The organism is Solibacillus ferritrahens, from assembly GCF_037027585.1.
GTDB classification, from domain to species: Bacteria; Bacillota; Bacilli; order Bacillales_A; family Planococcaceae; genus Solibacillus; species Solibacillus ferritrahens.
In genome coordinates, this window is sequence record NZ_JAXCLE010000014.1 from 34,746 (window position 1) to 55,464 (window position 20,719).

21 protein-coding genes are annotated in these 20,719 nt (G+C 37.0%); 4 read left to right on the forward strand and 17 right to left on the reverse strand.

What is annotated here, in order from left to right:
- Positions 1-74: 74 nt before the first annotated feature.
- Together SNE38_RS13675 and SNE38_RS13680 are read right to left on the reverse strand one after the other, a co-directional pair.
- Positions 75-1,220 (reverse strand): MFS transporter, encoded by a 1,146-nt coding sequence (locus tag SNE38_RS13675; RefSeq protein WP_225223743.1) that lies wholly within the window; start codon positions 1,218-1,220, stop codon positions 75-77.
- Between the two features lie 1,030 nt (positions 1,221-2,250).
- Complete coding sequence (locus tag SNE38_RS13680; protein ID WP_191703659.1) at positions 2,251-2,838, reverse strand: YitT family protein; 588 nt, start codon at positions 2,836-2,838, stop codon at positions 2,251-2,253.
- Between the two features lie 179 nt (positions 2,839-3,017).
- On the opposite strand from SNE38_RS13680, the gene SNE38_RS13685 reads away from it, so the two are divergent.
- On the forward strand, positions 3,018-3,776 hold the full coding sequence (locus SNE38_RS13685; protein WP_191703660.1) for a TerC family protein: 759 nt from the start codon (positions 3,018-3,020) through the stop codon (positions 3,774-3,776).
- A 528-nt stretch (positions 3,777-4,304) separates the two neighbouring features.
- Here SNE38_RS13685 and SNE38_RS13690 read toward each other — a convergent pair.
- From SNE38_RS13690 to SNE38_RS13760, 15 genes are all read right to left on the reverse strand, one after another.
- Positions 4,305-5,522 carry an ABC transporter substrate-binding protein gene (locus SNE38_RS13690; RefSeq protein ID WP_191703661.1) on the reverse strand — a complete coding sequence of 406 codons (1,218 nt, stop codon included), beginning with the start codon at positions 5,520-5,522 and terminating at the stop codon, positions 4,305-4,307.
- Between the two features lie 82 nt (positions 5,523-5,604).
- The gene (locus SNE38_RS13695; protein WP_336046731.1) at positions 5,605-6,312 is read right to left on the reverse strand and encodes an ABC transporter ATP-binding protein; all 708 of its coding nucleotides are present in this window, start codon (positions 6,310-6,312) and stop codon (positions 5,605-5,607) included.
- A complete protein-coding gene (locus tag SNE38_RS13700) occupies positions 6,296-7,072 on the reverse strand; it encodes an ABC transporter ATP-binding protein (RefSeq protein ID WP_336046698.1) in 777 nt (258 codons plus the stop codon). Before SNE38_RS13700 ends, SNE38_RS13695 begins: the two co-directional genes overlap by 17 nt.
- Before the next feature lie 2 nt (positions 7,073-7,074).
- Complete coding sequence (locus tag SNE38_RS13705; RefSeq protein ID WP_336046699.1) at positions 7,075-8,094, reverse strand: branched-chain amino acid ABC transporter permease; 1,020 nt, start codon at positions 8,092-8,094, stop codon at positions 7,075-7,077.
- Entirely contained in the window at positions 8,094-8,957 is an 864-nt protein-coding gene (locus tag SNE38_RS13710; RefSeq protein ID WP_191701523.1) for a branched-chain amino acid ABC transporter permease, read from the reverse strand. Before SNE38_RS13710 ends, SNE38_RS13705 begins: the two co-directional genes overlap by 1 nt.
- A 41-nt stretch (positions 8,958-8,998) precedes the next feature.
- Positions 8,999-9,415 (reverse strand): acyl-CoA thioesterase, encoded by a 417-nt coding sequence (locus SNE38_RS13715; protein ID WP_191703664.1) that lies wholly within the window; start codon positions 9,413-9,415, stop codon positions 8,999-9,001.
- 48 nt (positions 9,416-9,463) lie between these two features.
- On the reverse strand, positions 9,464-10,633 hold the full coding sequence (locus tag SNE38_RS13720) for a thiolase family protein (RefSeq protein WP_191703665.1): 1,170 nt from the start codon (positions 10,631-10,633) through the stop codon (positions 9,464-9,466).
- The gene (locus SNE38_RS13725) at positions 10,630-11,076 is read right to left on the reverse strand and encodes a MaoC/PaaZ C-terminal domain-containing protein (RefSeq protein WP_191703666.1); all 447 of its coding nucleotides are present in this window, start codon (positions 11,074-11,076) and stop codon (positions 10,630-10,632) included. The genes SNE38_RS13720 and SNE38_RS13725 overlap by 4 nt, the downstream gene beginning before the upstream one ends.
- Positions 11,073-11,522 carry a MaoC family dehydratase N-terminal domain-containing protein gene (locus SNE38_RS13730; protein WP_191703667.1) on the reverse strand — a complete coding sequence of 150 codons (450 nt, stop codon included), beginning with the start codon at positions 11,520-11,522 and terminating at the stop codon, positions 11,073-11,075. Before SNE38_RS13730 ends, SNE38_RS13725 begins: the two co-directional genes overlap by 4 nt.
- Positions 11,523-11,538: 16 nt before the next feature.
- The gene (locus SNE38_RS13735; RefSeq protein ID WP_191703668.1) at positions 11,539-12,303 is read right to left on the reverse strand and encodes an SDR family NAD(P)-dependent oxidoreductase; all 765 of its coding nucleotides are present in this window, start codon (positions 12,301-12,303) and stop codon (positions 11,539-11,541) included.
- Between the two features lie 54 nt (positions 12,304-12,357).
- Positions 12,358-13,533 (reverse strand): acyl-CoA dehydrogenase family protein, encoded by a 1,176-nt coding sequence (locus SNE38_RS13740; RefSeq protein WP_191703669.1) that lies wholly within the window; start codon positions 13,531-13,533, stop codon positions 12,358-12,360.
- Positions 13,534-13,565: 32 nt separating this feature from the next.
- Positions 13,566-15,185: a long-chain-fatty-acid--CoA ligase gene (locus SNE38_RS13745; protein WP_191703670.1), complete on the reverse strand. Its 1,620-nt coding sequence runs from the start codon at positions 15,183-15,185 to the stop codon at positions 13,566-13,568.
- A complete protein-coding gene (locus SNE38_RS13750) occupies positions 15,182-15,952 on the reverse strand; it encodes an SDR family oxidoreductase (RefSeq protein ID WP_191703671.1) in 771 nt (256 codons plus the stop codon). Before SNE38_RS13750 ends, SNE38_RS13745 begins: the two co-directional genes overlap by 4 nt.
- A 79-nt stretch (positions 15,953-16,031) precedes the next feature.
- Complete coding sequence (locus tag SNE38_RS13755; RefSeq protein ID WP_191703689.1) at positions 16,032-17,006, reverse strand: quinone oxidoreductase family protein; 975 nt, start codon at positions 17,004-17,006, stop codon at positions 16,032-16,034.
- Between the two features lie 75 nt (positions 17,007-17,081).
- A complete protein-coding gene (locus tag SNE38_RS13760) occupies positions 17,082-17,651 on the reverse strand; it encodes a TetR/AcrR family transcriptional regulator (RefSeq protein WP_191703672.1) in 570 nt (189 codons plus the stop codon).
- A gap of 487 nt (positions 17,652-18,138) precedes the next feature.
- Between SNE38_RS13760 and SNE38_RS13765 the strand changes: the two genes are divergently transcribed.
- The 3 genes from SNE38_RS13765 (at position 18,139) to SNE38_RS13775 (ending at position 20,656) form a co-directional block, all read left to right on the forward strand.
- Positions 18,139-18,981, forward strand: a complete 843-nt coding sequence (locus SNE38_RS13765) for a sialate O-acetylesterase (RefSeq protein WP_191703673.1) — start codon at positions 18,139-18,141, stop codon at positions 18,979-18,981.
- Complete coding sequence (locus tag SNE38_RS13770; RefSeq protein ID WP_191703674.1) at positions 18,978-19,514, forward strand: PadR family transcriptional regulator; 537 nt, start codon at positions 18,978-18,980, stop codon at positions 19,512-19,514. Before SNE38_RS13765 ends, SNE38_RS13770 begins: the two co-directional genes overlap by 4 nt.
- Before the next feature lie 578 nt (positions 19,515-20,092).
- Positions 20,093-20,656, forward strand: a complete 564-nt coding sequence (locus tag SNE38_RS13775; protein WP_191703675.1) for a TetR/AcrR family transcriptional regulator — start codon at positions 20,093-20,095, stop codon at positions 20,654-20,656.
- Positions 20,657-20,719 lie beyond the last annotated feature (63 nt).

Sequence of the window (20,719 nt, forward strand, 5' to 3'; positions counted from 1 at the left end):
GGTATAGCCAATTAGGATTTATGTAATAAAAAAGGAGACACAAATCCTCTGAGAATTGTGTCTCTAATTCACCTTTAACCGCGCCCTGTTTCAGCAGGTTTAGTATTGGTTTCTTTAACTTGTTGGCAACTAAGGGCAAAGCTTAAAATTGCTGCACTGCTACAAACATATGGAAGTAAAGTGTAGCCCCAATTAGAAATGACGTAACCGCCAAGCATTGATCCTAACGTAATACCCACATACAAAGCTGTCATATTCCACGCCATAACACTACCTCGTTCATTTGGATATTCCCCCGCTAACCTAGCGGTGTAAGATGTAAATCCTGCATATCCAATTAAAGCCCATAAGAATAAGCAGAAATAAATCCAAATACTTGATGTAAAGAATATGCCTAAACAAACGAGTATTAGCACTAAGAAAATGAGTGTAAGTTTTGAAATTTTCTTTTCTCCAAATCGATCTGTTAACTGTCCACCCGTAAGGCTACCTATGACAGCACCAATACCATAAAATGTTATAGCTGTAGCGATTTCTAATGATGAAAAACTATTCTCGGAATAAAGGGCCGCGCCTAAATAAACATATAAAGCATACATTGAAATCGCCCAACTAGTAGTCACACTTACTGAACCAAATATTCGTAATAAATTTCCCCCAAGTAGATTCCTCGTTGAATGGCTTTTCGAATTATTTTTCCATGTTTTATGATTTACTACTGCCAATATAGTGCCCATAAGAGCCAGTGCAACAAATACTGAACGCCAACCAAGAAAATGCTCTAACAAAATACCGATTGGAGCTCCTGCCCAAAGAGCTGTTAAGTGACCTGAGGCAAGAATCGAAAGCCATGTCCCTGTCCGATTTGGAGGTGCAACATCGCCAATAATTGCATAAAGCAACGGAGCAATTGAAGCAACTGATAAACCAACTAAAATACGACTAACAATTAACCAAAAAAATGTAGGTGCGAAAGCGGTTAGTATGTTAGAAATGACGAACAACACTAACCCAAATGTAATATACGCTCCCCGTCCATGTTTATCTGACAGCCACCCAAAAAAAGGAGCGAAAATAGCATAGGTGATTGCAAAAACGGTAATCATCCAGCCAGTCATCGCCGAACTTGTATTATACGCTTCAGAAATAAATGGCATTAAAGGAGAAACTACAAATAAGTCAATGCCGATTAAAAACAAAGTAATCCAGCCAACAATCAAACTGACTCTCCCATGCACCTTCAAAATTAAAACCTCTTTTACATTTAATATTAAATGTATATTATTCAAAGTTGTAAAAAATGGACTTCTTGTTCAAGCAGACTTTCCACTCGTTTCCACGGCGCACCTTTTGAAGATAAAAAAGGCAGATTTCCTTTTGGGCACCCCCACCAATAAAAGAGTTATTCTGAAAAAGGCAAATTTATATTGAAGTTTCGTTCCCAATTCCACTAGTTATTTCACCTATACTTAATTACAATATAATTAAATGGAATATTTGAACATTTGTAATGGATAAATTTATCATCACCATAATATGGGGTTGCTTTTCTAATAAAATCTCTCTTAATTGATTGGTGGGATACGGCAAGACAGCGCTAAAGCCATGTGATACGTGTCTTTATCACTGCCTTTATTGCTGTTTACGAGGTCCACCAATATTTTTATTTAAATAACTAATTAGCCATCAAAAAATAAGTTTTTCATTGCCCTCTTAAAATAAGGGGAGATTTTACCGTTATTTGAATGATGTAGCCCATTCTTAGGATAAATAAAGGAACGTTTTACTGTTATTTTGAATAAAATCCTTAAATTTCATATTTTTTAGGTCAATAACGGAAATACCTTCCGTTATTTTCTCTATTTTTTATGTTATTTTAAAAATAACGGAAATTCATTCCCCTATTTACCTCATTACGCAATTCAATCTACAAAAGCTTTGAATCCACACCGCCCGGAATGGAGTACTACGGACGCGAGCTTCAAAACACTTGCTTCAACGCGTTTTCCCGTAGCGCAGCAGAACGGAATTCATTAGAAAATCTTATTTTTTTAATTTTGTCATCCTCAACTTTTGGTGATGCAACTTGTAGAGCAGGAAAAGCTAGAAAGTAACCCTAAAATCATTAGGGAATCAATGGCGCCTCTTTTGCATTTGTATAACAAACCTTACAATTGTGACAATAGTGTTCAAAGAGTGTTCGTGGTTACAAAAAGACACAGTACAAATGAATGATTATACGCTAACTCATTAATAAGCTACTATATGCCCTCTCATACTTGTAATAAGACTAGTTGTTATACCAATAAATATTATCGTTAAAATGGAGAGATAAAATGTTTCTTGAGATAATAATAACCCCCCAATAATTATAACAATTGAATCAATCATCAAAATAAAAATCCCTACATTAATACCTGTCTTCTCACACAAAAACTGGGCAATAAAATCCGTGCCTCCTGTACTTGTTTGAAAACATAACATCATCCCGATTCCTACGCCTACCAAGATGCCACCTAGAATAGAGCTGTATACCGCTTCAATTTTTATTAGCTTACTAAGAGGTGAAAGATAATCAATAAAAAAAGCAGATAGAATCATGCCATGTAAACTATTATAGAAATAGTTTCTATAATGAAACCATGCGTATATAAAGATGGGAATACTTAATATGATTATTATAATTCCTGTATTAAACCCCCATAAGTAATTTGCTATTAATCCAATACCAACTGTCCCTCCATCTAAAATTTTATGCGGTACTAAAAACAGATTTATACCTAAAGATAGAATAATACTGCCTAAAATTAGCGCCAAACTTTTTTTAAGAAAATACACGGAGGCCACCTCTTAATATCAACTTTTTTAAATACTGATAAATATATGTTCTCGAAGAAAATTAAATGTATTCTTAAAAAGCATTTTTAGTGATGCCTCGCTATATGATTATAGTTAATGGAAATGGGAATATTATTCTTACTTACCATTAATCTTAAATGTAGCTAGGAGGAATATAATTGGATATATCATTATTATTAGAGTATGGTTGGGTACTATTATTATTAATTGGCTTAGAAGGATTGCTTGCGGCAGATAATGCCCTCGTTTTAGCTATCATGGTTAAACATTTACCTGAAAAAGAAAGACGGAGGGCTCTTTTTTATGGTCTAGCAGGTGCCTTCATATTCCGTTTCGCTTCGTTATTTATTATTTCCTTCCTAGTAGATGTATGGCAGGTTCAGGCTATTGGAGCTCTCTATTTACTATTTATTGCAATTAATCATATTGCTAGAAAGATATATTTTAAAAACAAAGTACATGTGAAAGTGAATGAGAAGAAGAAATCTGGTTTTTGGGGAACGGTTATTAAAGTGGAATTGGCGGATATTGCATTTGCGGTTGATTCCATTTTAGCAGCTGTAGCTCTTGCAATGACACTTCCTAATACAGACTTACCTACAATTGGTGGCATGGATGGAGGAAAGTTCCTAGTCATATTCACAGGTGGTTTAATCGGGTTAATCATCATGCGTTTTGCAGCAAACTTTTTTGTAAAACTTCTTGGAGCAAAACCAGGCTTAGAAATTGCTGCATTTGTAATCGTTGGATGGGTAGGTGTTAAACTCGCTGTTTTAACTTTAAGCCATCCTGATGTGAATATTATTTCTTATACGTTTGCCCATTCCTTTGAGTGGAAACTAACTTTCTATAGCGTATTAATTGCTATTGCAGTAGCTGGTTGGTTTTTATCCAAAGATAATACTTCTAAAGAATAATGAATTGAGAGTAAAATAACCGGAGGATTTCCCCTTATCTGCGGAATTGGCTTCATTTCACGGAAAATATATGTGTTATTCCTAATTAAAAAACCGCAGATGAATATAACCACCAAAATATATGAAAGTGGTTATAGTCCCTGCGGTTTTCGCTTAAATGTTAGGTGACTCTGCTAATTTCATTAGATAGTACTGTTAGAAATATCCTCTATTTGAGAAGGATATAGCGAATCGTAAATAAATCTTGAATGATCACCAAGTACTTGAAGCCAAAGCTGATGTTCAAAAACAGCACTCTTCAAATAATTTCCCACGCAATTTTAATCCCCTTTTTTCACACTAGTATGTAATTTATTCGACTTGAAATCTTTTTATGAGAAAATTCACCGGAACACAGTTTGAACTGAACAAAAAAAAGAGTAATACAGATCAACTGTTTACTCTTTTGAAATGTTTTCCCTGGCACTAAGTACGGGATATAATTCGTAAAAGGTGTTTATTTCTATCTGTAAATACCTTCACTAATATTTACTTTTCTTCACCCATCTGAACAATTTCTCCATTTTCTACGTAAGCCATGCGTAGTAATGGAAGGAATCCACCATCATCATCTACACCTTGAATGTAATAAACTTCTTTGTCTTCTGGCAGGTTTTTTGCTCCCTGATCCATTGCTGCCATAATTTTTTCAGTATCATCCACAGTTCCAGCTGCTTTCATTGCCTCAACTAGAATATACAATGAAATATAATGGAATCCTGATTCAGAGCCTGGATCTTTATCATTTTCGCTACGGTATTTTTCAATGAAGGCTTCTGTACCACCATAACGCGATGTAACTAGTGGTGGTGTCGAAATTACGCCTTCAAGTAAATCATAACTTCCGCCTAAAACTGCTGCAATCTCATCCAGCTTTGCTTGGTCCATAATAATAAATCCACCTTCGAAACCTAAATCACGTGCTTGCTTTAATACAAGGGCAGTCGGTTGTGAAGGGCCACCGATGAATAAGACATCTGGGTTTTTCGCTAATGCATTGGTCATAATTGTTTGGAAGTCCGTATCCTTACTAAAATCAATTGACTCATCAAAGACAACTTCCCCACCATTTGCTTCCCACACTGGGCGTAATGAGTCTGCCCAATCCTTACCGTACTGAGTTGCTGTTGGTAAGAATGCTATTTTCTTTCCGAAACGCTCCATTTCGTATTTTGTAAATGGCTCAATATATCTGTCATAGCGAGGTGGAATACGAACAGTCATTTTATTTCCTGTTTCGGTAACACCTGGCTCACTCGTATAAGCCATAACAATAAAATCTTCCATTTCATTAAACACTTGCATTGCATATACACCGCCACTATGTGGTGTATAAATAAACTTAGTATCTTGTTCCTGTACTAATCTTTTCGCATTCGCTGCGGCTTCATTCGGTAAATATTTGTCATCTAAAGTCGATAAGTTAATCGTATACTTCTGACCATCCACTTCAAATCCACCACTATCATTAATTTCTTCCGCAGCCATTCTTAATCCTTTTAACGTTTCTTCGCCATAAAATGCTGCTGGACCACTTAAAGGACCGGTATAGCCGATTGTAAGCTCTTCTACTTTACTGCCCTCTGTACTGACTGGTGCTTTTTCTTCATCATTTTTTGTTTCTTTCCCATCTTCAGAACAAGCAACTAGTACTATAGCCAAAATAAAAAGCAAACTAAGAAATAATCCCCTCTTGAATGTGTTCATGTTTATCTCCTTTGTTTTTTATATTTTTAGTGCGACAATACATTTTTTGTTCCATTTCCTCACCTTTACTACATTCCCATGGCTATGCACCAATATAAGCTTTGCGAATATCATCATTATTAAATAGTTCTTTACTATTCCCTTGAAGAACCAATATGCCGTTCTCTATTACGTAGCCACGGTTAGCAATTTTCAGTGCAGCGTTGGCATTTTGTTCAGCAAGTAACACGGTCGTTCCATTTCTATTAATCGACTGTATGACAGAAAACATTTGCTCGACTATTAACGGAGCAAGCCCTATGGAAGGTTCATCGAGCATAATTAGTTTTGGCTTTGCCATTAAAGCTCTACCAATCGCCAACATTTGCTGCTGTCCTCCACTTAAGGAACCAGCTGCATCATCTTTTTTCTCTTTTAAAATTGGGAATAAATCATAAGTTTCTTCCAAAGACTGTTTTAATTGTGCTTTTTTCCGTCGATGGACAAAGCCACCCATCATTAAATTTTCCTGAACAGACATCTCAGAAAACAGCTTTTTTCCTTCGGCACATTGAACAATACCGGTCTTTACGATCCGATCAGGGGCAGCTCCGCTTATACTGTTTCCATTAAACTGAATGTCACCTGAAGCCATTTTGTTCAAGCCGCTAATTGTTTTAAATAGCGTGCTTTTCCCTGCCCCATTCGCGCCCAGTAATACAACTAACTCGCCCTCATGCACTTCTAAATTAATGTTTTTTAATGCTTCAAAACCACCAAACTTTATCGTTACATCAGATAACTTCAGCAGATGATTCACCCCCTAAATAAGCTTCAATTACAGTTGGGTTATTTTGAATTTCCTCTGGCGTACCTTGTGCTATTTTCGCACCATGGTTTAACACCATAATATTATCTGCGAGTCCCATAATCATCTGCATCTTATGTTCAATCGTACACACAGTAATGCCACTATCAACGATTTTCTTCATTAGTTCTGCCAAGCCTTCTGTTTCACCAGGATTAATTCCTGCTGCAGGCTCATCAAGAAAAATAACTTTTGGACCCGTTGCAAGCGCAAGTGCAATGGCCACACGTTTTTTTGACTCCTGTGAAATTGTCGATACAGGACTATTAGCTAAATTTGCTAAGCCTACGAAATCCAGTACTTCAATTGCTCTTTCAAATGCTTCCTTTTCCTCACGCTTTTCTCTTTTCGTCCGAAGAATAGCGTCAAACAGCTTCGATTTAGTACGTAAGCGATAGCCTACTATAATATTGTCAATGACTGACGACGTATCAAATAGATGCGTAGTTTGGAAAGTACGGGCAATACCTAATCTCGCTACAATATGTGGCGGTGTTTTAGTAATATCCTTCCCTTCAAACGTAATTGACCCGGATGTTGGTCGATGGAAGCCACTAATCAAATTAAAAAAGGTCGATTTACCGGCTCCATTTGGTCCGATAATTGCAGTAATTTTTCCTTTTTCAATCTCAAAATCAACTTCATCCACTGCAGTTAAACCACCAAATTTTTTCGTGAGGCCTTCTAGTTTAATAAATGTCATCATTAAACCTCCCTACTTTTCATATCCTTTGTTTCACTATTCGTTGTATATGACCTGTTGCTCTCTTTTTTCCTAGTCTGGAAATATCCCCTTAAGGACTGAATAGCCCCTACGATCCCTCTAGGGTAGAAAATAACGATTAATGTTAATATTGGTCCAAAAATTAACATCTTATGTTCTTGGAAACTTTGTAAATATTGCTCCAGCCATATAAACAGCAGCGTCCCTATAATCGGTCCCGCAAGTGTCCCAATCCCACCAACGATTAAATACATCAAAAATGTAAATACCATTGTAGTCCCTGCAATTTCAGGTCCAATAAATCGAACAAGTGAAGCGTATAATCCACCTGCCAGTCCTGCAAAAGATACCGAAATGACAAAAGATACTAGTTTATTTATTTTTGTATTAATTCCTAGAGTTTGTGCTAGCTCCTCACTATTACGAATCGCATTATACGTTCTTCCAGTTAAAGAATAAACAATTCTTACAGTGACAAAGATAGAAAGGAGAAGAAACAATAACACTAAATAATACATGGCGATCGGTGATTCGAATTTAATGGGACCAATTGCATTTGGGATTGGTATGCCAATTAATCCCCTTACGCCACCCGTTAAACCTTCCCATTTATAAATTAATAAATAGATTAAATAACCTGCTATTAACGTATAGATGGCAAAGAAGTGCTCTTTCGTTCGAAGAGCAATGATGCCTAAAGCAAAACCAATTCCCATTGTAATAAGAACAGCTAATAATAATGCCAACCAAAAATTAAGACCCGCTTTAGTAGTTAAAACCCCTACAGAATAGGCTCCAATGGCAAAAAAACCTGCGTGTGCCAAGGAGAGCTGCCCCGTATAACCAGCTAAAATGTTCATTCCATAGATGGCGATAATATAAATAAAGGCGAGCGTCATAATATATAAAACATATTTATTATCTGAAAAGGCCAGAGGAAAAAGAAGGGATAAAATGAGTACTGCGATAATTCCATTTCGTTTATTCAGTACTTTACTCATTAATAAACCCCCTTCGCAAACAGACCTTTAGGGCGCACCGTCATAATAATTATTAGTAGTAAAAAGGCTATCATATCCTTGTAATCATTCGAAATATACGTAGCTCCCAAGCTCTCTGTAATACCAAGGATTAATCCACCAATGATAGCGCCTGGAACGCTACCCATCCCTCCTATAATAACGACGACAAATGCTTTCAAAATAACAATATGTCCCATGGCCGGGAATACAAGATTAATCGGAGAAGAAATAGATGCCGCAATTGCAGCTAATGCTCCTGAGATAGCAAATGTCATCATCGCAACTGCATTCGCATTGATCCCTACTAAAAAGGCTCCTTCACGATTTTGCGCCATCGCAATAATCGACGCTCCAATCATTGTTTTCTTTAAAAAAAGCTGCAATAAAATCACCACAACGACCGCCACTACAATAACCAAAATTCTTTGATACGATGTCGCTATGCCAAAAATTGTAACAGAGTCACCATATGGGGTAATCATTCTTTGGTAGTCGTTGCCCCATATAAGACTAACAAGTGCATCGAAAAACAATACCATACCAATGGCTGCTATTTTGTCATGAATAGCAGGAGCATTCCTTAATGGATTAAAAACCAATCGTTCCATTAAAATCGCTATTAATGCAACGCTAATCATAGAGATGATGATAGCTACAAAATAATGGACGCCTAGCCCTTTCATTGCCATTAAAGTGAGATACCCACCAATTAAGTACAGCGCTCCATGGGCAAAATTTGGAACATGTAAAATACCAAATACGAGAGTAAGTCCAATCGCAACAAGAATGTAAACGCTTCCAAGGGTGAGTCCATTAAACAATTGCTGCAGTAATAATTCCATATTTATCCCCCTTCGTATTGTAAGATGAAATTTGGCTTACTCTAACGTGTGGTAATTAAATATTCTTCAAGGGCCTTCCTTAATTCCATTGGTATTTCAATTGAATGCTGATCTTGAAAGTTATAACAAACAATAACTGAACTTCCATTTGCTATAAGAGCACCAGTATGTGCATCTTTAATTTCATGTTCAAGTGTATAGCTTTTTGTTCCGATATTTGATACGCCTGTTGATACTCTCAGTATTTGACTTGCATATGATTGCTTAATGAAGTTACTTTCAAGACGCGCAACGATAAAATTAAAACTCTTTCGATCCTTCCCGCTAAAATTAATCGCTTCAAAAAATTTAGTACGTGCTTCTTCATAATAGAGAAAATAACTCGTATTACTTACATGACCTCCAGCATCCGTCTCACAATACCGTACATAAATATCAACTTCCGGGATAGTTTTCATATATTTTCTTCTCCTTCATATATGACCTTAATTTTGGGGAAAAATTGACTACCCCTCTCGTTCAATGATCGTCGCAATTCCTTGCCCGCCACCGATACATGCAGTAATGAGTGCATATCTTCCGCCTGACCGCTTTAATTCGTAAATTGCTTTTGTCATTAAAATAGCACCCGTGGCACCTAGAGGATGTCCATGTGCAATTGCCCCACCGTTAACATTTACTTTTTGCGCGTCCATGTTTAGTTCCTTATCACAAGCAAGAACTTGTGAAGCAAACGCTTCGTTTATTTCTATTAAATCCATATCCTCTAAAGCTAAGCCAGCCTTCTCTAATACTTTTTTTGTTGCAGGTACTGGTCCGATTCCCATAATATTTGGGTCAACCCCGGCAACTGCCTGTGCTCGAACGACTGCTAAAGGAGTTATTCCTAACTGATTTGCTTTTTCACGAGACATTATAACAACGACTGAAGCAGCATCATTTAAACCTGAACTACTACCTGCAGTAACAGTACCACCATTCAAAAATACTGCCGGTAATTTTTCTAATCCTTCTTTGGTCGTTTCTGGACGAGGATGTTCATCCACTTTAAACTCAATTGGTTCACCTTTTCGAGTAGGTATATAAATCGGTACAATTTGCTCTTCAAAACGGCCTTCTTCCATAGCTCTAGCCATCTTTTGTTGGCTTTGTAGAGAAAATGCATCCTGTTCTTCCCTACTAATGTTATATTTCTCAACTAAGTTTTCCGCTGTAATCCCCATAGGTGGATCGCCTATTTCTTTTGGAGCTAATTGAGACTTACGGAAGCGAGGGGGCGTTGGACTATAAGCTTTTTCTGGACGGTCCAGTAAATAAGGAGCACGGCTCATACTCTCTACTCCACCTGCTACAAAAATATCACCGTCGCCTGCCCAGATTGCCTGTGCTGCTAGATTAATTGCATTTATACCAGAACCACATTGACGATCTACAGTTAAACCAGGGATTCCTAGGAATAAACCTGTTTGCAAAGCTGTTAATCTAGCAATATTCCCACCACCACTTAGTACATTGCCTAAAATAACGTCATCAACCATATCAGCCGTAACATTTGCACGCTTTAGTGCCTCTTTCATCACCTCTGCTCCAAAAACATGAGCTGGAATAGATGCAAGTGCGCCACCCTGTCGACCGATTGCTGTTCTTACTGCGGAAACAATTACAGCCTCTCTCACACATTCATCCTCCCTATTGATTCATCTGAAAATTCAGAAATCTTATGACGTAAAAATTTTACTGATCCATTCATAACTTCCTTTTGGTGTTGATTGATTGCTGCAACTTCAAACATCATTTCACTTGAATTATGGTCCAGTAAAGTTGCCTTTAGTGTAATGCGGTCATCTATAAATACCATGCCTTTAAAGCGGATGGCGAAATCTTGAATAAAACCTTCCTCAACATAAGGTGTAAATAACTTTGCTAAATTACCCATCGTCCACATTCCATGCGCTATAATGCCTGGTAAACCTGCTTTCTTCGCCTCATCATCAATTGTATGAATGGGATTGAAGTCACCAGATGCTCCTGCGTATTTAATCAGGTCAATTCTACTTACCGGTTGCAATTCAATAGTGGATAATGAATCGCCTGGCTGCAAATCAGCAATATATGTCAAAAGCCCATCCCCTTTCTCACTGCTTCATTAATGATGAGAATACGATCTTCGCTGAAAATTAGGTTTTGATCTATATCTAAGCCCTCACGACGAATGACTAAAAAGCCCATTCTTCCATTACTCCCAGTTTTCTCATAGTAATCTTTCACTTCTGTATAGCAATATACTTCTTCTCCAACAAAAATTGGCCGTTCATAATGAAAGATTTGCTCTCCATGAATGAGTCCCTTTGCCGGTAGATTTAAATTTGGAATCGTACCAAAATCAAGTGTAACTGGAAAGGTAGGTGGCGCAATATTTCGTTGATATCTTGAATTTTTCCCTGCTTCTTCGTCATAATAAATCGGAGCAAGATCATTAATGGCCACTGCAAATTTTTTAACAGCACCTCGCTCAACTGTATTTTTAATTACAGTTGAGCGTGTTCCAATTGCTTCTTTAAACACTTAATCCCTCTTTTCTTTAAGTTCTAGGTCCTCCAGCAACATAAATAATTTGCCCACTTACAAAAGATGATTTTTCATCTGCAAAAAATAAGACTGCATTTGCAATATCTTCTGGTTTTCCGCTTCGTCCAACCGGAATTGCCTTAGTAGTGAATTCAACAAACTGATCAAAAGGAACGCCCATTCTTTCAGCAGTTGCTTTTGTCATATCTGTTTCAATAAAGCCTGGCGCAACAGCATTTACGGTTACACCATATCGACCTAGCTCAATTGCTAGCGTTTTAGTTAATCCTTGTAATCCTGCTTTCGCCGTCGAATAATTCGCCTGTCCGCGATTACCTAAAGCAGAAGTGGATGACAAGTTAATAATTCGGCCGTAATTTTGCTTCGTCATATAAGCTTGAGCAGCTCGAGAGGCGTAGAATGCACCTGTTAAATGAACATTCATAACGGTTAACCAATCTTCATCCGTCATTTTAAATACTAAATTATCTCGAATAACTCCCGCATTGTTTACTAAAATATCAATCGAACCGAACATTTCATAGACTTCTTTCATCGCCAATTCAATGTCTTCACGATTAGCTACACTTCCGACTTTTGTATAAACTGAATAACCCGCTTCTCTTAATTCACTAGCTGCATCTTCTAACGCTTCTTCATTAACATCAATAATTGCGACATTAGCCCCTTCTTGTGCGAATTGCTCTACGATCGCTCTACCAATTCCTCTGCTGCCACCTGTTACAAATGCTGTTTTTCCTTCAAATCTTTGTCCCACCACTATTCCTTCTTTCTCTAAAAAATTTTTTGATTTCATCGCTCATTAATAGAGTTAAACATATTGCCCAATCTTAACGTTACCTTTTAAGAGATTTCTTGAAATGATCATACGTTGTATTTCGTCAGTACCATCATAAATTCTCCAAAGTCTTGCTTCACGATACCATCGTTCAATCGGTAACTCTCTTGTATAGCCCATCCCACCATGAATTTGGAGTACTCGGTCTACTACTCTATTGCCCATATTGGCACCATATAATTTAGCCATTGATGCTAAATGGCGATTATCTTCTCCTTGATCGAGGGTAAAGGCTGCATTAAGCACAAGCCATCTTGCTGCTTCAATTTCAACTGCTGAATCTGCAATCGGCCACTGGATCGCTTGATTATCTGCAATTGGTTTTCCAAATGTTTTGCGCTCCTTCGAGTAATCGATGGCCATTTGCAGTAGTCGTTCCGCCATTCCAACTGCACGAGCACCTACAACCCATCGTGCAAAGCCAATCCATTCTAATCCCAATTTATAACCACCGTTAATCTCACCTAAAATATTTTCTTCTGGAACACGCACATTATCAAAGACTAAACCAGCCGGTCCCCATTCACCCATAGTGTCGATATACTCTGATTTCCAGCCCATATCACGGTCTACGATGAAGCAAGTTACCCCATCTCTACCAGTTTTTTTATGGAGCTCTCTATCAGTTATCGCAATGACCATTACAAAATCCGCTTCATTGCCACCTGTAATAAAAGTTTTCTCTCCATTTAATATCCACTCACTGCCATCTTTCACTGCAGTCATTTTAATGTTTCTTGTGTCGGACCCTGCATCCGGCTCTGTCATAGCAAAGCACGATTTTTTGTCACCATTTATCGTAGGAATTAAGTACTTTTCCTTTTGGTAGTCGTTTCCATAATAAAGAATATTGTCTGCTGAACCGCCAAAACTAAAAGGTACAAATGTTTTCGAAATCTCCATTAAAACGAGCGCCATCATCATTTGGCCAAGGTCAGCACCACCATACTCTTCTGGCGTGTTAATACCCCAAAATCCAAATTCTTTCGCCTTTAAGCGTAGCTCTTTTAATTTTTCATTTGAGATACCCGGTTTCCCTTCACGCTCGTTTTTCAGCACTTCATTTTCAAGAGGAATTAATTCCTCTTTCACAAATTTGCGGATTGTTTCCTGCACCATTTTTTGTTCATCAGTTAAACGTAAATACATCTAGACACACTTCCGTTTCCATTAGATTTATATTAAACTTGATCACTTTGAGCATTGAATTGCGTTATTAAATTTCTTTTCAGTATTTTACCAACAGCCGTTTTAGGTAACTCTTTGACGAATTGAATTTCTCTAGGAACCTTATATGCAGACAATTGGGTACGACAGAAATCAATAAGTTGGTCAGACGTCACATCCTGCCCATCCTTCAGTACTACAATTGCTTTAATTGTCTCGCCGCGATACTCATGTGGAATACCAATTACCGCGACTTCAAGTACAGCTGGATGTTTATAAAGAATGTTTTCAACCTCGATAGGATAAACGTTATATCCGCTTGCGATAATCATTTCTTTTTTACGTCCAACAATAAAGAAGAAGCCGTCCTCATCCATTTTTGCTAAATCTCCTGTATACAGCCAACCATTCCGTATAGCGATATTTGTTTCTTCAGGTCTGTTCCAATAACCTTTCATCACCTGAGGCCCTTTAATAACCAATTCTCCAACTTCACCAACAGCAAGGCTTTGCTCTCCAGTTGCAATATCTACTATTCTCGCATCTGTATTTGGAATTGGAATACCAATACTCCCCTTTTTCTGCAATCCATCAACAGGATTCCGATGCGTCACAGGTGAAGCTTCTGATAGCCCATATCCTTCAGCAACCGAAGTACCACTTATCTCGTTGAATTGATTAATAATCTCTATTGGTAAGGGTGCCGATCCACTCGAACATATATTAAAACAGCTCAGATCAAACTTTCTGACATTGTAATAATTTACGAGTGCAATATACATCGTTGGAACGCCCGGAAATGAGGTTGGCTTTGTTTTTTCAATTATGTCAATGACTTGCTCCACATCAAATTTAGGTACCAAAATCAAATTTCCACCGAGATAGAACGTGACAGACATAGCACTCGTCATTCCATATACATGAAACAATGGCGAAATAGTTAAAACACGCTCTTCCCCTTTTTTTACCTTAACAGTGGAAGTCGCTTCACTTTGAAGGGTGTTAGCAACTATATTAAAGTGGGTTAACATTGCCCCTTTTGGTGTTCCGGTTGTTCCTCCTGTATATTGCAAAACTGCTACATCTTCAACTGGATTTATATCTACCCTTTGCAGTTCGCCCTCATCCTCTATTAATAATTCATCTGGCAAGTAAGCGCTTTCTACAGAAACCGGGAAAACCTCCTGAATCGGTGTTTGCGCTCTAATCGCCTCAATTAAAGGAAGTAATTGATCCATTACAATGATTGCCTTCGCCCCAGAATCATTTAAAATATGGATTAATTCTGAAGCCTGATACATTGGATTTACTTGAACTACAATTCCACCACATGCTAGTATGCTGTAAAAACTCACAGGGTATTGAGGACAATTCGGAAGCATAATTGCAACCCGATCACCTTTGCCAACACCAATTTTTGATAGACCTTTCGTAGCCTTTTTAATGTTATTGCTCAGTTCCTTATAAGAGAAAGTTTTCCCATAAAACGTTATAGCCGTGTGATTTGGATATGTTGCTATAGACTCATCTATCAGCTGCGGAAGCGAAATTTCCGGTATTTCAACTTCTTTCGGATTTCCGGGTACAACATGCTTTAACCAAGGTCTTTCCACATTTGTTTTGCTTTGCGTCATAATGATCCACCCCCATCAATAGCTAATACTTGCCCTGTAATATAATCACTTGCCTTTCCAGCAAACAGTAATGCTGCAGCCTTTAACGAATTCGTATCACCAAGTTTATTCATTGGATTTTTTTGCCTAATACGATCACCGCTTTTTTCAAGAATATGTTTTGTCATCGTAGTTTCGAAAAATCCTGGAGCAATAGCATTAACAGTCAAACCATACTCCGCCCATTTACGTGCCAAATCCTTTGTGAAATGGTGTATTGCAGCTTTACTCGTGCTGTAACCAATGGCATTTAAAACTTCAGCAGGCTCTGCTTTTATACCTGCGACAGAGCCAATATTAATGATTTTCCCGTATCCCTTTTCAATCATGTGATTGCCGACTGCTTTCGACATAAGGAAGGTGCCGGTAACATTGACGTTCATCACCTTTTGCCATGCTTCAAGGGGCATCTTCTCAGCCTTTTCTCCCCAAGTAGCCCCGCTATTATTTACTAAAATATCAATTTGACCAAAATCCGATATAACTTCATTTACTGTATTGACCACATTTTCCTCATTGCCTACATCACAAATATAAGCTCTTGCTTGCACTGAAAACTTATTCTGAATATAGTCGACTGTTTCTTGGCAATTGCTTAATTTACGGGAACAAATCGCAATATTGGCACCATGCTCTGCAAATGCTTCTGCAATATCCCTTCCTAATCCTCTTCCTCCACCTGTAATAAGAGCTGTACGTCCACTTAAGTCAAATAAAGATTGATCCATATATTCGCTCCTATCTCATAAAAATAAATACTAATCGGTCAGTATGTCGTGCGTAAATAAAGATAATTTTTAAACTTTTTCAGGGTGTAAGAATTAACTTTCCAATTGTTTTTCTCCCTTGGAGTAATTGGTGAACTAGGGGCGCATCTTCTAATCGATAAATACCTCCGATTGTTAATTTAAGCTCTCCGCTATCCACAAAATTCAGTAATTCAGTAAAGCTCCGTCGGTATAATTCAGGCTGACTCATTATTAGTGGTAAAAAGAATCCGATAACGGAATGGTTACGGCGCATAAGCTGACTAGCATCAAGTGTTGACATTTCACCACTCGCTCTACCAAATATCACCAAACGCCCGAATGGTGCTAGGCATTTAAATGTCTTTTCAAAAATATCTCCACCAACCATTTCAAGTGCTATATCGACACCTTTTCCTCCAGTAAATTCTCGTACTTTTTCTTCCCATCCTGGTTCCGTATAATTCACAAGGTAATCTGCACCTAAACTCTTTGCATGTAAAAGTTTTTCCTCATTACTAGCTGTTGCAATAACTTTGCCCGCTCCAAATAATTTTGCTAATTGTACCGCAAGTGCCCCGACACCACCCGCAGCTGCATGGACAAGAACAGTTTCACCTTTTTCTAGACGTCCCATTGTCTTTAAAATGTGGTACGCCGTTTGTCCTTGTAAAGGCAGCGCTACAGCATCCGAATATTCAACACCATTTGGTATTTCTGTAAGCGCCATTTCATGCACGCTAACAAATTGTGCGTAAGCCCCTGACTCTATAAGTGACACAACGCGCATACCAGGCTTTAATCTTTTTACATCTTTCCCAATCGCAACTACTTCACCTGCTACCTCTGCACCCGGTATAAACGGCAGTTTTGTCGGAACAACGTACTTCCCTTCTCTTCTAGCAGTATCTGCATAGTTTACTCCGATAGCCTTTACTTCGATTAATACCTCTTGGTCACCAATTTCAGGTCTTTCAATGTCTATCAAATTTAAAACATCTGGGCCCCCATATTCTGTGAATTGAATGGCTTTCATTGTTTTGGTTGGAACTGTCGTCATATAATGCCCCCTTTTATAGATTGATATTTAAATAAAATTACAGAAGATACTTCATTCCCCTTTTTGACTTATTCCGTATAAAACAAAGTCCACATACTTCTCCGCTAACTCTTCAACAGACACCTCTCCATCAGGATTAAACCAGTTATAGCTCCAATTGGTAACACCTAAAATGGCCAAGGCGATCAATTTCGGATCTAAATTTTCTCGAAACTCTCCAGATTTAATCCCTTCACTTAGTACATCTACAATATTGACCCGAAATTCTTCTCTTTTTTTCTTAACCTTTTTTGCATTCTCTGGTGTTAAATTCCGCATTTCTCGAAAATAAACACGACCATTTGCTCTTTGCTTCTTAATATCTAGAATAACAAGTGATACGATTCCAATAATCTTTTCGCGGCAATTTTTCGTACTATCCATGATGACTTTTTGTCTGATCAATAAGTCATCAATGTATCTTAGGTGAATTTCCATCAGTAGAATCTCTTTACTCGTAAAATAATAGTAAAAAGTACCTTTCGTAACGCCTAGTAAATCCACAATGTCTTGTATTGAAGTTTCCTTAAATCCTTTTTCCTGAAAAAGTTTAACGCTCTGTTCTGTGATTTTTTCTTTCATCAAGTAACAAATCCTTTCTCTCTACTTACGTTACTTAAGCAACAAAGTACTCTCTTCCCTCACCCAATTCTTCAAATACTGACCGCTCAGTATTATCCAGATAATTAGTTATATGATTTAAAAGTGGTAAATATTAATTTTAATTTTTACTATTAAAGATAAACTTTAGAACCATCACAATTATTTGCATCAGGTAATATACTTTGCGGTGACTTTTATGTGGTATTTAAGAGTACGTTTGATAGCATTTTAGAGAAGATCAAGATTAGTTATGCTTATTAAAGAGATTTTATTTAATAAATTAATTTTTCCTGAATCTCAGATTAAAGTGAGTTGAAATCGGTTGAGAAAGCCTAATACATTTGACAAGGGGGTTGTTGATTCAAAAATTGTGGAATTTACTAGCAATATAGAATTGACGATAGTCTAATTAGACTCTATAATATTGAAGTCTAATTAGACTATTAAGTAAAGGAATGAAAATTAAATGATAAAATCTTTTTTAATGTTGGGGCAATCAAATATGGCAGGGCGTGGTTTCTTACATGAGGTTGAACCCATTTATAATGAAAAAATAAAAATGCTTCGCAATGGTCAATGGCAAATGATGACAGAGCCGATTAATTATGACCGCCCTGTTGCTGGTATAAGCCTAGCAGCCTCTTTTGCAGAAGCATGGTCGAAAGCCAACCCGGATGAAGAAATTGGTTTGATTCCATGTGCGGAAGGTGGAAGTTCCTTAAACGATTGGCATCCTCAAGGTACTCTTTTTAAACATGCTTTGTCCGAAGCTCAATTTGCTCTTGAAACTAGTGAAATTTGTGGCATACTTTGGCATCAAGGTGAAAGTGATAGCCAAAATTCTCTACATGAAACGTACTATGAAAAGCTATCTCTTATCATTGATACTTTACGTAAAGAATTAAACCTCCAAGAAATCCCATTAATCATTGGTGAGCTTGGTGATTTTTTAGGAAAAACAGGTTTCGGAAAATACTCATCAGAGTTTCAGGAAATCAACGAACAATTACGCCGATTCACTCATGAGCAGCAAAATTGTTATTTTGTAACGGCAGAAGGTCTAACTGCCAATCCGGATGGTATTCATTTAAATGCCGTTTCCCAACGGAAATTTGGTTATCGGTACTTCAAAGCATTTTCGGAAAAGTGTCATATCCTAGAGCCTCTTTCGGATGAAAATCAATCAATAAAAGTAAATACTCACCATTCTAAAACTGAACAAATATATATTCATAGTATGAATTTAGCTCTTGGTAAAATCACATACGCTGAATATGAAGTACAAATGGCGAAGGTGATGCAACCTTGATCCCCTTACTTATCCTTGGCTTACTTATTCAAAAGCCTGGCGCTCATGGATACGAACTTTTAAGTCTAATGGAAAAACGACATTATAAATATATCGTGAACTTTACTAAAGGATCCTTCTATTACAATTTGCAACAGCTTGAAGAAAAAGGATTAATTGAACAAACACATCAAATACGTCCAAACAATGGTCGTGAAGTTCACAGCTTTAAAATCACATCTTTAGGCAAAGAAGAATTCGATAAATTAATGGTCAAATATGGGACTAAATCTGAGTATGTAAACTTACAATTCTATGGGGCACTACTCTTTGCAAATGAATTCGATAAAAATAAATTATTAGAATTAATCCAATCACAAATTGATCAAACTGAGGCCAGAATTGCTCTTCTTGATGAATACTTAGCTATTAAAGAATCACCAGGTAATATTGATTATTTTCGCCGCATGAACGAAAATTCCCGTTCTCACCATTTAGTGAACTTAAAATGGTTTAAAGATTTGAAGGCAGATTTAGAAGAAGGTACTGGATGATTAAAAATATACTCCAGACCAAGCAATAAGCGGAGGATTTACCGTTATTTGCAGAACTTTGCTCATTTCGATGAAAATAAGGGAAGAATTTCCCCTTATTTACGTTTAAATCGTTAATTTTTATGGATTTTTAATCAATAGAGGGAATTACTACCCTTATTTTAGTGAATTTTTACTTCATTTTTAAAATAAGGGTAATTTCTCCGTCTATTTTGGTCGCTTAACATGTCTTTTTTCAATATACCACCAAACCTATAATAAATTGGCGATACTTCACATTTCTCAGATGCCCCCTCTCTTTATAGAGTTCCTCTTTCGCAAGTATCTTCCAGGGGGTTGAATATCCTTTGCCCATGTTTATTAAAATAGAGACCCAATATAATAAGCATCATTTTGAATGATGTCATTCTCATCTTTCCAAATGATGATGTTCCCTTTCCCCTTTATCCCATCATTCAAAAACAGCAGGCAATACTAAGACTGAGGTTTTTTTAGTTCTTACGAAATTTATCTTGCATTAATTAAAATCCTCCTTTAATATTAAATTAACCACCGGTCAATTTAATAGGAGGTCTTTTATGGGACGGAAGCAAATCAAAGATACATTATCAAAAGAATTGATTGTAGAAGAAGCAGATCGTCAGTTTTTAGAATTAGATTTCAATAAAGTATCTATGCGCTCTATTGCGAGTGCTTTAGGTTGTACTCATGGTTCCATCTATTACCACTTCCAAAATAAAGAAGAACTTTTTAATGCCGTAATCGAAAAATATTTTACTATGCTTAATCAAATGCTTGAAAACAGTTTAAATCTTGATGCTATTGAAGGTACAAAACAAATATTTATCAACTATATGCAATTTGGTTTAAATAATCAAAGTCAATACGATTTTATGTTTGTACAACACCACGGATTAGAAGATCCTCTTCAGCAGCCTGCTCCAAGAAAAAGTCTCAAAAAATTTATCGATACTATTCAGGAGCTTCATCAAAATAGATTAAAGGAAGATAATATTCACTCTACATTTATTTCTTTACATGGCTTTGTTCTTTATTACAAAGGTAGAATTGAACGCTATGATGACGCAAAAATAGCAGCGAATGCACATGCTGACTTTCTTTTAAAAGCTCTAGTTATCTAGAGTTTTTTTTAAAGAAGAATTGACCACTGGTTAATTAAATGGGTTTTTATAAATACACTATGA

Bases quoted from the DNA above. Each gene is read 5' to 3' on its own strand.
- SNE38_RS13740 (WP_191703669.1), bottom strand. From the start codon at position 13,533: ATGTATTTACGTTTAACTGATGAACAAAAAATGGTGCAGGAAACAATC.
- SNE38_RS13765 (WP_191703673.1), top strand. From the start codon at position 18,139: ATGATAAAATCTTTTTTAATGTTGGGGCAATCAAATATGGCAGGGCGT.
- SNE38_RS13705 (WP_336046699.1), bottom strand. From the start codon at position 8,094: ATGAGTAAAGTACTGAATAAACGAAATGGAATTATCGCAGTACTCATT.
- SNE38_RS13710 (WP_191701523.1), bottom strand. From the start codon at position 8,957: ATGGAATTATTACTGCAGCAATTGTTTAATGGACTCACCCTTGGAAGC.
- SNE38_RS13745 (WP_191703670.1), bottom strand. From the start codon at position 15,185: ATGACGCAAAGCAAAACAAATGTGGAAAGACCTTGGTTAAAGCATGTT.
- SNE38_RS13700 (WP_336046698.1), bottom strand. From the start codon at position 7,072: ATGACATTTATTAAACTAGAAGGCCTCACGAAAAAATTTGGTGGTTTA.
- SNE38_RS13760 (WP_191703672.1), bottom strand. From the start codon at position 17,651: ATGAAAGAAAAAATCACAGAACAGAGCGTTAAACTTTTTCAGGAAAAA.
- SNE38_RS13750 (WP_191703671.1), bottom strand. From the start codon at position 15,952: ATGGATCAATCTTTATTTGACTTAAGTGGACGTACAGCTCTTATTACA.
- SNE38_RS13715 (WP_191703664.1), bottom strand. From the start codon at position 9,415: ATGAAAACTATCCCGGAAGTTGATATTTATGTACGGTATTGTGAGACG.
- SNE38_RS13755 (WP_191703689.1), bottom strand. From the start codon at position 17,006: ATGAAAGCCATTCAATTCACAGAATATGGGGGCCCAGATGTTTTAAAT.
- SNE38_RS13690 (WP_191703661.1), bottom strand. From the start codon at position 5,522: ATGAACACATTCAAGAGGGGATTATTTCTTAGTTTGCTTTTTATTTTG.
- SNE38_RS13775 (WP_191703675.1), top strand. From the start codon at position 20,093: ATGGGACGGAAGCAAATCAAAGATACATTATCAAAAGAATTGATTGTA.